Genomic DNA, 13287 nt, shown 5'->3' on the forward strand with positions numbered 1-13287 from the left:
GAGGGTGGAAAATGGAAGATTATCAAGAAGAACTGACTTTAGACGAACAGATACAGCCTCCTGACTCTATTCCAAACCATCTGCGTGCAGGATTTTGGATGAGATTCTGGGCTTATCTCATCGATCTTATAGTAATTGGCAGCATAAGTCGATTATTTATCAATCCGATATTCAGACTGTTTGATATTTCTATGGATAATACGGGTATCTTCTCAGCTTATACCATAGTTGATTCGATAGTATTTTTCGGGTATTTCATTCTTACTTCCAAATTTTTAGCCCAATCTCTAGGAAAAATGATTATGGGTCTTAGAGTGGTATCATTGGATGGAACGCCTTTGGATTGGAAAACAGTAATTTTTAGAGAATGGATTGGCCGATATATCTCCGCTGTACTTATGCTCGGTTATATCGTTATTGCATTTAATCCAAAGAAACAGGGCTTTCATGATATGTTCAGTGATACAGTTGTTGTGTTGGAAGAGCGCGGTAAATAAATACAGGTTATAAAGGACTCCTTCTGTTAGAAGGGGTCTTTTTGCTATCTCGACGTTAAAAAAGTCAATGAGAAGTTTAGATTCAGTTATGATTGACCATACTGTTTGTTTGATGACGTACTCGGGAGGATATAAACGATGAAGCTTTTATTACTGATTTGTATAGTTGTGCTAATCCTTATATCCGTCTTTTTGCTTTCGAAAGTAACGATACATATTGAATATCATCACACTCAGGAAAAGAATAAGGCAATTATAAAGATTCAATTATGGAGAGGCCTTATCCACTATTCTAAAGTAGTACAGCTGTCTGACGAAAAATATCAGCCTTCTTCTTATCGAGAAAGTACTTATCGACAACAAAATCAATCAAACCAAAGTGAATCCTCTGCTGATGAATCTTTATCTATGGATGGTGTTCAAGCTGCCTTTCAGAATCTGAAGGAAATGCTTTCACAATTTAGAAGTTATCAAGAAACTGTAAAAAAATTCACCTCTAAAATACAAATGACAGATTTGCAAATGGAAATTCATTACGGTACAGGTGAAGCATCAACAACAGCAGTGGCAACCGGAGCATTATGGGGGTTAACTGGCGGAGCTATTGGTATCATCAGTCAGTATTTTTCATTAATGATACCTCCTAAAATCGATATTATCCCATATTTCTCAGTCAAGAAACCATTTGAAACGAAAATCGAATGCATAGCCCGTGTCCGAATGGCAAAAACTATAGTTGCAGGATGGAAGCTAGCGCGTTTAATGCTAAGGGAATAGGAAATGAAAATTTGAAATAAGCAAAACTATGCAGGAGGTTATAAAATGTCCAATCATCCAATTGAAGGTCTTATGAATTCAGCAATGGAAAACTTAAAAAGTATGATTGATGTTAATACGATTATTGGTGATCCCGTAGAAACTCCTGATGGCAGTGTGATAATGACTGTGTCAAAGGTTGGATTTGGCTATGCAGCTGGAGGCAGTGACTATCAAATTAGCCGAGGAGGAAGCCAGGGTACTGGCGAGGAGAAGCGTCATCCATTCGGTGGAGGAGCTGCAGGTGGTGTTTCAATCACACCGATTGCGTTTCTAATTGTTAATGCTCATGGTGTAAAAATGCTTCATCTTAATGAGAGTACACATCTAATCGAAAAAATTCTTGATTCAGCTCCGATTGCTATGGATAAGGTAGAATCAATGATTTCGAAGGTAGGGAAAAACAATAAAAAAAATAACTCTAATTCTCAGGATGCTTCAGATTCCTCTTCCAATGAATCAGGGAATAGCTTTATGTGATTGTTAGTAAAGTTTTATCATAACCACATTCCATGCGAATGTGGTTATTTTTTTACAAAGAGTTTGAATATCTCTATACTTAAGAATGTAGAGAATATATCGGAATATAAGGAGGAATTGGTGTGGCAACAGTAACATTTAAAGGTAATCCGGTTACATTGATTGGTAAGGAAGTAAAAGTAGGTGACACTGCACCTGATTTTACAGTGTTGGCTAATGATTTATCCCCAGTAACATTGAAAGATACAGATGGAAAAGTAAGAATTATTAGTGTCGTACCTTCTTTGGATACAGGCGTTTGTGATACTCAAACAAGAAAATTCAATGAAGAGGCAGCAAAAGCAGGGGATGTTGTTGTAATGACAGTAAGTATGGATCTTCCTTTTGCTCAAAAACGCTGGTGTGCAGCAGCAGGTTTAGAAAACGTCATAACGGTTTCTGATCACCGAGACGCTTCTTTTGGAGAGGCTTACGGAGTACTAATGAAAGAATTACGTTTATTGGCACGTGCTGTTTTTGTAGTTGACAGCAATAATAAAGTGACATATGTGGAATATGTACCGGAAGGCACTACGCATCCGCAATATGAAGCAGCGCTTGAAGCAGCTAAAGCTGCAAAGTAAAAAGCTCTATATAAACTTTCTGCCCCTTAAAGTTAGACAGGCTTTTCTAACGTTTAAGGGGCGTTTTTAATGAACGTATTTTTTTTGAATGATTAGACTTGTCCTTTATGAAACGTAATACTACAATGGGGAAAGTAAAATGCACAAAAGCTGGAGGAACTTAAAATGATCACAACAAATGTTGAATCTATATACGAATTGATAACATCTACCGCAACTATAATACAGGACGAACTAGGGATTACAGAGTTGGAAGCCATCGCTGAAACAGGAGAAAATTGGTTCCATAATGCCGTGCTTCAGGAAGAATTGAGTGAACTGGCAGTCAAACGTTTGAAAAACAGCTATCAGGATAAACCTTTGGAGCAGTTTAGTAAAGAAGATATCCGTAAAGGTTGGCAATTGGCAGTATTGAAATCCAGCAGATCTAATGTTCAGGCAAATCATCAAATGACTCCGGATGCCTTGGGATTTCTATTTGCTTATCTGCTCGAAAAATTCACCAAAAATCAAGATACGTTAACGATTACTGATTTGGCAGTCGGAACAGGTAACCTTCTGTTTTCTATTTTAAATTCACTGGATAAAAAGGAGCTAGATGCTACAGGTGTTGAGGTCGATGAAACTTTAATTCGACTCGCCTATTGTGGAGCTAATCTCATCGGCCATCCTATCCAATTTTTACATCAGGATAGCCTGCAGCCGTTGTTTATTAACCCTGCAGATGCAGTAGTTTGTGATTTACCGGTAGGCTATTATCCAAACGATCAGAGAGCAGCCGATTTTAAAGTGAAATCTGAAAATGGTATGTCATATGCCCATCATTTATTAATTGAACAAAGCTTCACGTATTCAAAAGAAGGGGCATATCTATTTTTCCTGATTCCTAATGATCTTTTCAACACAGTTGAAGCAAAGGCTCTTCATCAATTTATTAACGAAGAGGGATATATTCAGGGGATGATTCAGCTGCCTGAAAGTTTATTCCAATCGAAGCAATCGGCTAAAAGTATTCTTATCCTGCAGAAAAAAGGGAAAGATATAAAAGCACCAAAGCAGGTTTTGCTCGTCAATATGCCGAAGCTATCTGACAGGGCAGCTACAGCTTCCATGTTAAGTAAAATTGATGCATGGATAGAAGAAGAAAAGTAAAAGAAAGTTTTATTACCGTTATATAAATTTTTTGACAAGTTAGAATTGTTTAAATAAAATAATATTATTGTGAAAACGGTAACAAAGTAATTTCGGCTTGCGAGAACGCTTGTTCAATGTTTTAATTGGAATCGAGAACATATAAAATAAGCAGTTACCGTGTAACATCGATGCTATTCATAAATGTAAGGAGCAGAGAATATATGTCAAAAATAATCGCGATTAATGCTGGGAGTTCCTCTTTGAAATTTCAATTATTTGAGATGCCTGAGGAAACTGTAATCACTAAAGGGATTGTAGAAAGAATCGGACTTCAAGACTCCATTTTTACAATTACAGTAAATGGAGAAAAGAAAACGATGGTTACAGAAATACCTGACCATTCCGTTGCTGTAAAGCTTTTGCTTGAAAAGCTTACTGAATATAAAATCATCAATTCCCTTGAAGAAATTGAAGGAATTGGACACAGAATCGTACATGGCGGAGAAATCTTTAAGGATTCTGCTGTTATTACGGATGAAGTATTGGAGCAAATTGAAGACTTGGCTGAATTAGCGCCGCTTCACAATCGTGCGAACGCAACTGGTATCAGAGCTTTTCGTGAAGTATTGCCAAACGTACCAGCGGTTGCTGTTTTCGATACAGCATTCCACCAAACAATGCCTGAAAGCTCTTATCTGTACAGCTTGCCATACGACTATTATAAAGAATACGGAATCCGTAAATATGGTTTCCACGGAACTTCTCATAAATATGTATCCGAGCGTGCAGCTGAGCTATTAAAACGTCCTCTTGAGCAATTGCGTTTAATCTCCTGCCACTTAGGTAATGGAGCAAGTATTACCGCAATTGAAGGCGGAAAATCTATCGATACAACTATGGGATTCACTCCATTGGAAGGTTTAACAATGGGAACAAGATCCGGAAGCTTAGACCCTGCCTTAATCCCATTCTTAATGGCTAAAACAGGTAAAACAGCTGATGATGTAATCAATATTCTTAATAAAAAATCCGGTATGCTTGGTGTTTCCGGTTTCTCCAGCGACTTACGTGATATTGAACAAGCGGCTGAAGAAGGTAACGAGCGCGCTGAATTGGCTATCTCTAAATTTGCTGATGGTATTCACAAATATATTGGATCCTACGCAGCGAAAATGAACGGGGTAGATGCAATTATCTTCACAGCTGGTATTGGTGAAAATAGTTCTGAAATCCGTGCGCGTGTATTAAAAGGTTTAGAATTCATGGGCGTATATTGGGATCCAGCTTTAAACAATGTACGTGGAAAAGAGCAATTTGTGAACCATCCATATTCACCAGTTAAAGTTATCATTATCCCAACTGATGAAGAAGTAATGATTGCCCGTGATGTGGTACGTTTAACACATTAATAACTTGCATAATTTTAGTTTAATGATAAAAGGAATTCGGACTAGAGCTTTATAGCTCCTAGTCTGAATTCCTTTTTTGTGTTTAGTGCTATTAAATTCACTCAGGAGTATTCAAATGGATGATGTTATCTTGCGTTATTCTTATATCTGTTCATTCATAGGACTTCTGTACAGCTATTTTCGAGAATATAGGAATTGGTACGATATGTGATATACTTTTTGTATCAGACCATTTAAAGAGGTGATCATTATATGGCGTTGACGAAACGGGATCAGGAAATTTGGATGGAAATAAAAGAGTGGGAAGCGGAGATGAAGGCAAGTGAGCCAACCGATTTTGAAACATATTATGATCGGTGGATAGAGAATATGTTCACGCTGTTGCCGGAGAGTACACAACAGGAGTTTTTCTCGAAAATGGATAATTGGTTATTTCACCTGCACTCCATGATTCATGAGTCTCAATTCCAACTTGATGCAAGGAATCGTATACTTACAAATGCCCGCGTTTTTGATGAAAATATATCAACACTAAAAGACTTAAAAGAGCTTTCCATTGATCAGTTGGCCTATATCGCTGAACAGCAAGTGGCCAGACATCGGATGTATTCTCTCGTTCAGGGAGGTATTTCGGCTGTAAATGGAGGGGTGGCTTTAGCAGCGGATTTGCCGGCTCAAATGGTGATCAATTTAAGGAGTATTCAGCTGATTGGAATTTCATATGGTTTTGAAATGAACACCCCATATGAAATTATGATTTCACTAAAGGTATTCCATGCTGGTACAATGCCAGAACGTATGCAAAAGTATTTCTGGGAGACCTTAATGGAGGATTTGGATCATTCACCTTCTTATTTCTATGAAGGGGAAGATGAGTTGAGCAATGTTTTTTGGTTTGATCAGCCTATTAAACAAATGATGAAGGTGATGGCTATATATTTCTTTAGGAAAAAGGTATTTAAGGGAATACCAATTCTAAGCATGGCTATCGGTTCAGGTGCTAATTATCGTCTAACAAAAAAAGTTACGGATTTTGCAGATAAATTTTATAAATATCGTTACTTAAGTGAAAAAGAGAACCTTTGATAGATGTATCAACCGTGTGTAGCTACATATAGGGAGTAAGCTCTCGAATGGATATGGTTGTAACTGATATAGGTCTTCAGCAGATTTCAACTGATTTATTTAAAATACCCGGATCTAAAAAAGTTTGTAAATTAGTATTGGAGAAATTAACTTTCCAGAGCATGGACATTTCATCGGGAAGTAAGGGAAGATTAAATTGCATAATTTATGAATATTATCAAAAAAACCGCCCACAATAATGGGCGGTTTTTTTGATAATAGACCACAAATTATAAATGTTTTTTTCCTGTTAAATCCTGTTCAGTTCTGTACCAAATCCATAAATCATTTATGATTGAGGCATGTTCAGCAATTTCGTAATTTAGAGTACATGAAACCTCAAAATCATCTTCATCATTTAACTGATTTAATTTATGATTAATAATCCGTTCAATATCCTGTATACGCTCTGGGATCTCCCCTCTAATTTGTTCCCAACGGTTTAGGATGGCTTTTTGTACAATAGGAGGGTAGACAGCAAAGTCCAATTTCAGGTGAGGAATCGGTATACCCAGACGTTCATCGTATATGAAAAAATCCTCCATTTTAATTCACTCCCAATGTTCATTCATACAAATAGTTTACACAATCTGGCTAATATATACGAATTTCTTTTGTAATTTATAATAGCGGAAAGTTACAATGATTCGGCATAAAATAAATTTTCAGGAAATACTTGAAAAAGTCACATAATGTTGGTAAAGTGAATAACATATTCTAATTGCATAAAAACATTTTTATTTGAATAAATATACATCGGAGGGGAACGTTCATGAATAAAAATAAAGTAGTACTTGCCTATTCAGGAGGATTAGATACATCAGTTGCTATTTCCTGGTTAAAACAAAAGGGGTATGACGTGGTAGCATGCTGCCTGGATGTAGGCGAAGGCAAAGATTTAGATTTTATAAAAGAGAAGGCTATTAAGGTTGGTGCCTGTTCTTCCTATGTTATAGATGCCAGAGAAGAATTTGCTAATGATTATGCGTTAGTAGCTCTTCAGGCGCATGCAATGTATGAGGGGAAATATCCATTGATTTCTGCTTTATCCCGACCATTGATTGCAAAAAAACTTGTTGAAGTAGCGGAAAAAGAAAATGCTGTTGCTGTGGCACATGGCTGTACAGGAAAAGGGAATGATCAAGTACGTTTTGAAGTATCAATTCAAGCTTTGAACCCTAACTTGAAGGTACTTGCACCGGTTAGAGACTGGAGCTGGTCTCGCGAGGAAGAGATTGAATATGCAAAACAAAATAATATTCCTGTACCGATTAATTTAGATAGCCCATACTCAATTGACCAAAATTTATGGGGACGCAGTAATGAATGCGGAGTTCTTGAGGATCCCTGGGCAGCCCCTCCGGAGGGAGCGTATGATTTAACAACAGCTCTTGAACATACTCCTGATACACCAGATATTATTGAGATTACGTTTAAAGAAGGAGTACCTGTTGCATTAAATGGAGTTGAATCTCCTTTAGCCGCATTAATCCAGAATCTTAATAATCTTGCTGGTAAACATGGTGTTGGCAGAATTGATCATGTGGAGAACCGTTTGGTTGGAATTAAGTCAAGGGAAGTATACGAGTGTCCTGGTGCATTAACTTTAATTAAAGCGCACAAAGAACTGGAAGACCTAACAATGGTTAAAGAATTGGCACATTTTAAGCCTGTAATTGAGAAGAAATTAACTGAACTCATTTATGAGGGCCTATGGTTTTCACCGCTGAAAGATGCTTTGATTGCCTTTTTGAAACAATCTCAAAGCTTCGTGACTGGCGTAGTACGTGTGAAATTATTTAAAGGTCATGCTATTGTGGAAGGTAGAAAGTCTGAATACTCTCTTTATAATGAAAACCTGGCAACCTATACTTCAGCTGACGAATTTGACCATGCGAGTGCGGTTGGATTTATCAATCTATGGGGACTGCCTACAAAAGTAAACAGTCAGGTTCACAATCAAAAGAAGGTGACAGTGTGAAAAAACTGTGGGGAGGCAGATTTACGAAAACTGCCGAAGAATGGATTGATTCCTTTGGCGCCTCCATCGCGTTTGATCAAGAATTAGTGATGGAAGACCTCGAAGGAAGCCTTGCTCATGTGACAATGCTTGGAGCCTGTGAGATTCTCTCGAAAGAGGAAGTCGAGTTAATTAAGAATGGATTGTACTCTTTAAAAGAAAAGGCGGAAAAAGGAGAGCTCTCTTTTTCTGTAGATTTTGAAGATATCCATTTAAATTTGGAAAAATTACTTATTGATGAAATTGGGCCGGTTGGAGGTAAATTGCATACTGCCAGAAGCCGTAATGACCAGGTGGCAACGGACATGCATTTATATTTACGTTCCCAGGTCAATGAAATCATCGGCGGAATTACAGAATTCCAAAACACGCTGATTCAGGTGGCCGAAAGGCATATCGAGACAGTTGTTCCGGGATATACTCATTTACAAAGAGCCCAGCCTATTTCATTAGGGCATCACTTTATGGCCTATTTTTGGATGCTTCAGCGAGATAAAGAACGTTTACAGGACAGCCTGAAAAGGATTAATCTCTCGCCTCTTGGAGCAGGCGCGTTGGCTGGTACAACATTCCCAATTAATCGGGAATTGACTGCTCAGCTGATGGGGTTTGATGGAATCTATGAAAATAGCTTAGATGCTGTAAGTGATCGTGACTTCATCGCAGAGTTTTTGAATAATGCATCATTGATCATGATGCATCTATCCAGATTCAGTGAAGAAATTATTTTGTGGTCCAGCCAAGAGTATCGGTTTATCGAATTGGATGATACGTTTTCAACAGGATCAAGTATTATGCCACAAAAGAAAAATCCGGATATGGCAGAGTTGATTCGCGGTAAAACCGGACGTGTGTATGGAAATGCCTTTGGGTTATTAACTCTCTTAAAGGGCTTGCCACTGGCTTACAATAAAGACATGCAAGAGGACAAAGAAGGCATGTTTGACACGGTTATCACACTAAAAGGATCTTTGAAAATTTTTAATGGAATGATAGAGACTATGAAGGTTCATACAAATGTGATGAAGGAAGCAGTTTATAACGATTTTTCAAATGCGACCGAGTTGGCTGATTACTTGGCAGCTAAGGGAATCCCTTTTCGTGAAGCGCATGAAATTGTCGGTAAATTAGTTCTATATTGTATACAAAAGGGGTACTATCTACTCGATCTTCCATTAGAAAAATTAAAAGAAGCATCCAATCTAATTGAGGAAGATATCTATGAAGCTTTGAAACCGGAAGAGGCTGTGAGAAGAAGAAACAGCTCTGGTGGTACTGGCTTTAATCAGGTAAGACTGGCTATTGATAAAGCAAAGAGTTTAGTGGAATAAGAGCCTCATACAATAAAAATCCCATGCGCAGCGCATGGGATTTTTATTGTTAATTACGTGTATACTTACTTTGCTGCAGCTTGATCCACAGGTTTATCATCGGAACGAATAACCATTACGTCGCATTTTGCATAACGAATAATATGTTCAGATACGCTTCCGATAAAGAAACGCTCAACAGCATTTAAACCGGTTGCGCCACAAATAATTAAGTCAACATTAAAAGATTTAGCGATATCTTTAGGAATTTTTACTTTTGGAGATCCAAACTCAATAGATAGAGCTACATCTCTAACACCAGCATCAAGAGCAATTTGTTTATATTCCTCTAAAAGGTCTTTTGCATATTGCTCAGCGCTCTCAGAAATAGAAATGCTGTATGCCTCAACTGCAGCAAATGTACGGTTGTCGACAACATGAGCTAAAACTAACCTAGCGTCATTTCTTTTTGCTACGTCAATAGCTTTTTTGAAAGCCCATTCTGCCTCCTGTGAACCGTCAACTGCCACAAGGATATTATTATAGGTTAATGCCATATTAATCTCCTCCTTTAAGTATATTTATATTATACTATAAATTACACGAAAAGTCGGAATATTATATGAACATATTTTGAAATGAATTATAAATATTATAAATAATACAATAACGAATATCTTAATTTATTGAATATTATTTTGAAATACTTAATGATTCAAGAAAGATAATGTCTCTCAATCCGATTAGTATTCTTTTTTAATACATAATAAAAACAGCGAGTTATCCCCGCTGTCTGTTGGTTTATTATATAGTGCTCTTAAATAGTTACTAGTTCTTTCGGGAATTTAGTAAGAATTTCTACCCCGTTTTCAGTCACATATAGATCATCCTCTATGCGAACGCCGGCTTTGCCAGGAACATAAATACCCGGCTCAATCGTAAAGACCATTCCTTCCTGAAGAGACAGTGTATTGATTTCGGTCAAGGAAGGATATTCGTGAACGCTAATTCCAAGGCCATGACCAAGACGATGAGGGAAATAGTCACCATATCCCTTATTTCTAATAATATTACGTGCTGTTAAATCTATTTCGGCACAAGTTTTTCCAGGTCGGCATGCTTCAACTGCAGCAATTTGAGCCTCAAGAACAGTGTTGTAAATTTCCCTTTGTTCTTCATTAATTTGTCCGAAAGCAACTGTACGTGTAATATCAGAACAATATCCATCTACCACAACACCTAAGTCGAATAGAACCAGGTCACCTTTTTTGACTTTCGTTTGTCCAGGAACTCCATGAGGGGAAGCGGCGTTTTCACCAGTTAGCACCATTGTTGCAAAGGACATTTCGGATACGCCTTCTCTTTTCAATTGATACTCCAAAGCAGCCAGGATTTCCATTTCTGTTTTACCCTCTGCAATTTCTTCAGTTCCGATTTTTATGGCATAGTCAGCAAGACGGCAAGCTTCTTTAATGATTTTTAATTCAGATGGACTTTTAATCATACGCAGTTGACGCATTTTTTCTTCCGCCGATATATATGTCGGCTGGTTTAAAATTGAATTAAGTCCTTCAAGTCGTTCCATAGTTAAATGTTCTTTTTCCACTGCCAGAGTTTGAATAGAAATGTTTCTTTTTTTCAGTGTTTCTTTAATAACTTCCCATGGATTTTGGGTATCAGAAATGCCAAGCACTTCATACCCCCAGCCAGCCTGTTTTGCGTCTGAAACCTCCATTTGCGGGCAAATTAAAATAGGTTCTTCAGTAGGGAAAGTAATTACTGCCAATAAGCGTTCATGAGGATCGCTATAGAACCCACTTAGGTAAAAAACATTTTCTGTAGACGTTATAAAAGCAGCATCAGCCTGTTTTTCGGTAAGCCAATTTGCCAAGTGATTTAAGTTACTCATATTGGACCTCCATAATATTTTATGTAAATGTTACTATGAAAGTAGAGTATCAATTATGCAGGATAATGTAAATTGTTAGAAAACTTAATTTAACGGGTATTTATTGAAAAAACAATGAAAGGACTGAAGGAGATGAAAGTATCTTTTCATGGCCATTCCGTAGTGAAAATCGAAACAGAGGGAAAACAATTGCTGATTGATCCATTTATTACGGGAAATGAATTGACAGATTTAACAGTGGAGGATGTAAATCCAGATTATATTTTAATTACACATGGACATGATGATCATTTGGGTGATACGGTTCAGTTGGCCAAAAAACATGATGCGCTGGTAATCTGTAATTTTGAATTAAGTACATACTTGGGATGGAAAGGTGTAAAAACACATGGCATGTCCATCGGTGGAGCTTATGAGTTTGATTTTGGAAAAGTGAAATTAACCCAAGCTTTTCACGGAACGGGGTTTGAGGATAATGGCCAATTAATTTATGGAGGGATGCCTGCAGGGTTGTTGATTACAGCGGAAGGTAAAACGATTTACCATGCCGGAGATACAGGCTTATTCTCAGATATGAAGTTGATTGGTGACCGTCATCCGATTGATTTAGCATTCCTGCCGATTGGAGATAATTTCACGATGGGGCCAGAAGATGCTGCGCTGGCTGCAGAATTCCTGCACCCTAAACAAGTTGTTCCAATTCACTATAATACGTTCCCACCGATTAAGCAGGATCCATATTATTTTGCTTCCTTATGTGATTCAGAACTCGTTCGGGTTCTGAAACCGGGAGAATCTATTGAATTATAAAAATAGAGTTTTATGTGAACGGATTGGTTTTTAGAAAATGCTAAATATCAGAATAATTAATACTAGAATTAGCATTAAAATCTAACCATTTTTCATAGTGTAACCAAGAAAAGCATCGGTACTATGCCGATGCTTTTTAACGTGATTTATTTTAACTAGCGGATTTCTATTACAAAAGCATAACTTGAGTCGCCCTTTTCCCATCTTGCCGATACATCGTAAACATATATCCCTTTTTCTTTTGGCAATACGATCTTATTATCCCGAATATGTACATTCGCTGTTTTTTCATTGGTAAGCCATTGATTTACATTTAATGTATTTTCTTGCGGTGTGTTTTTGAATTCTATGTTCAATTCGGATTCAGGTGATGCAACCACAGGTTTGAATTCGTGATCTTTAATAATTTCTGGAGGAGAAGGCATATCAACACAACCAGCATTTATGAGTCCATTCCAGCAATATGAGCCTTGCGCGGTCTCTACATTTTTATCTTCAACAGTTATGGTTGGTGAAGGTGGTGTTACGTTTAATAGTCCAATAAGAAAATAGCCACCCATACTTAAAGTAATCAATACAATCAATGTAACCAAGTACTTTTTCATACGCTTCCCTCTTAATGGAATAATTTACTAATCAATCACTAAAATAGTTTAACATAAATTTCTAAAACACTTAGAATTCAACTGAAAAAATCCTTTATTGCACGCAAAAATGAGCAAATTCAATGTGAATTGAATTTACTTCTGCATGTATCCATAATTAATTTTGTTCTTAAAACCGAACCTGTTAGTTTTATGTGTACTTCTTTTTTTTTCGTTTATTCATATATTTATCTTATAGGAGGGATAAATCTATGAAAATTCGTTGTGGTATCAGTTTGGTAATTGGCCTGGCGATGTTATTATGGGCACTTCCATATCTATCATTTGAAGGTAATATGGAAGAAACCATTTTTTCATTCGCATGGCTTGCGCTCGCATTTAGTGTTTTGGGAGGGAACCTTTCAGCTATTTTGTACAGTGTGGGTAATAAACGAACAATTGCGCAGTCAAAAGGTACAAAAAATCCCCATATTTCCAGACAATATAAAAGGTCACATTGATTGATTGGAACGTTTCCCATTATAATAGTAATAATGGATAACGAAAAAG

General features: G+C 37.1%; 16 protein-coding genes. 12 read left to right on the top strand and 4 right to left on the bottom strand.

Annotation, left to right across the window (positions count from 1 at the left end; translation table 11 throughout):
- Positions 1-11: 11 nt before the first annotated feature.
- The 8 genes from FHY45_RS19255 (at position 12) to FHY45_RS19290 (ending at position 6284) form a co-directional block, all read left to right on the top strand.
- Positions 12-497, top strand: coding sequence for an RDD family protein (locus FHY45_RS19255; RefSeq protein ID WP_077248180.1), 486 nt, complete (start codon positions 12-14; stop codon positions 495-497).
- A 138-nt stretch (positions 498-635) separates the two neighbouring features.
- On the top strand, positions 636-1274 hold the full coding sequence (locus FHY45_RS19260) for a DUF2953 domain-containing protein (RefSeq protein ID WP_139892795.1): 639 nt from the start codon (positions 636-638) through the stop codon (positions 1272-1274).
- A gap of 45 nt (positions 1275-1319) precedes the next feature.
- Positions 1320-1793 carry a GerW family sporulation protein gene (gene ytfJ, locus FHY45_RS19265; RefSeq protein ID WP_066108985.1) on the top strand — a complete coding sequence of 158 codons (474 nt, stop codon included), beginning with the start codon at positions 1320-1322 and terminating at the stop codon, positions 1791-1793.
- Positions 1794-1915: 122 nt separating this feature from the next.
- Positions 1916-2416: a thiol peroxidase gene (gene tpx, locus FHY45_RS19270; protein ID WP_066108980.1), complete on the top strand. Its 501-nt coding sequence runs from the start codon at positions 1916-1918 to the stop codon at positions 2414-2416.
- A 165-nt stretch (positions 2417-2581) separates the two neighbouring features.
- Positions 2582-3568 (top strand): class I SAM-dependent methyltransferase, encoded by a 987-nt coding sequence (locus FHY45_RS19275; RefSeq protein ID WP_139892796.1) that lies wholly within the window; start codon positions 2582-2584, stop codon positions 3566-3568.
- A gap of 203 nt (positions 3569-3771) precedes the next feature.
- A complete protein-coding gene (locus FHY45_RS19280) occupies positions 3772-4959 on the top strand; it encodes an acetate kinase (RefSeq protein WP_066108974.1) in 1188 nt (395 codons plus the stop codon).
- 252 nt (positions 4960-5211) lie between these two features.
- The gene (locus FHY45_RS19285; RefSeq protein ID WP_139892797.1) at positions 5212-6045 is read left to right on the top strand and encodes an EcsC family protein; all 834 of its coding nucleotides are present in this window, start codon (positions 5212-5214) and stop codon (positions 6043-6045) included.
- Positions 6046-6092: 47 nt separating this feature from the next.
- Positions 6093-6284, top strand: coding sequence for a hypothetical protein (locus tag FHY45_RS19290; protein ID WP_139892798.1), 192 nt, complete (start codon positions 6093-6095; stop codon positions 6282-6284).
- A 30-nt stretch (positions 6285-6314) separates the two neighbouring features.
- Here FHY45_RS19290 and FHY45_RS19295 read toward each other — a convergent pair whose 3' ends face one another.
- Positions 6315-6629: a hypothetical protein gene (locus FHY45_RS19295; RefSeq protein ID WP_066108968.1), complete on the bottom strand. Its 315-nt coding sequence runs from the start codon at positions 6627-6629 to the stop codon at positions 6315-6317.
- A 227-nt stretch (positions 6630-6856) separates the two neighbouring features.
- On the opposite strand from FHY45_RS19295, the gene FHY45_RS19300 reads away from it, so the two are divergent.
- Both FHY45_RS19300 and argH read left to right on the top strand, forming a co-directional pair.
- Complete coding sequence (locus FHY45_RS19300) at positions 6857-8065, top strand: argininosuccinate synthase (RefSeq protein ID WP_066108966.1); 1209 nt, start codon at positions 6857-6859, stop codon at positions 8063-8065.
- Positions 8062-9435, top strand: coding sequence for an argininosuccinate lyase (argH, locus tag FHY45_RS19305; protein ID WP_139892799.1), 1374 nt, complete (start codon positions 8062-8064; stop codon positions 9433-9435). The genes FHY45_RS19300 and argH overlap by 4 nt, the downstream gene beginning before the upstream one ends.
- Positions 9436-9500: 65 nt before the next feature.
- Here argH and FHY45_RS19310 read toward each other — a convergent pair whose 3' ends face one another.
- Positions 9501-9971, bottom strand: a complete 471-nt coding sequence (locus tag FHY45_RS19310) for a universal stress protein (protein WP_066108961.1) — start codon at positions 9969-9971, stop codon at positions 9501-9503.
- 260 nt (positions 9972-10231) lie between these two features.
- Positions 10232-11323: a M24 family metallopeptidase gene (locus FHY45_RS19315; protein WP_066108958.1), complete on the bottom strand. Its 1092-nt coding sequence runs from the start codon at positions 11321-11323 to the stop codon at positions 10232-10234.
- 132 nt (positions 11324-11455) lie between these two features.
- On the opposite strand from FHY45_RS19315, the gene FHY45_RS19320 reads away from it, so the two are divergent.
- Positions 11456-12133, top strand: coding sequence for a metal-dependent hydrolase (locus tag FHY45_RS19320; RefSeq protein WP_066108955.1), 678 nt, complete (start codon positions 11456-11458; stop codon positions 12131-12133).
- Positions 12134-12288: 155 nt separating this feature from the next.
- Here FHY45_RS19320 and FHY45_RS19325 read toward each other — a convergent pair whose 3' ends face one another.
- On the bottom strand, positions 12289-12738 hold the full coding sequence (locus FHY45_RS19325) for a hypothetical protein (RefSeq protein ID WP_066108952.1): 450 nt from the start codon (positions 12736-12738) through the stop codon (positions 12289-12291).
- Positions 12739-12989: 251 nt separating this feature from the next.
- Between FHY45_RS19325 and FHY45_RS19330 the strand changes: the two genes are divergently transcribed.
- Entirely contained in the window at positions 12990-13238 is a 249-nt protein-coding gene (locus FHY45_RS19330) for a hypothetical protein (protein WP_066108949.1), read from the top strand.
- The last annotated feature ends 49 nt before the right edge of the window (positions 13239-13287 follow it).

The sequence above is a fragment of the Bacillus sp. D386 genome, from assembly GCF_006346415.1.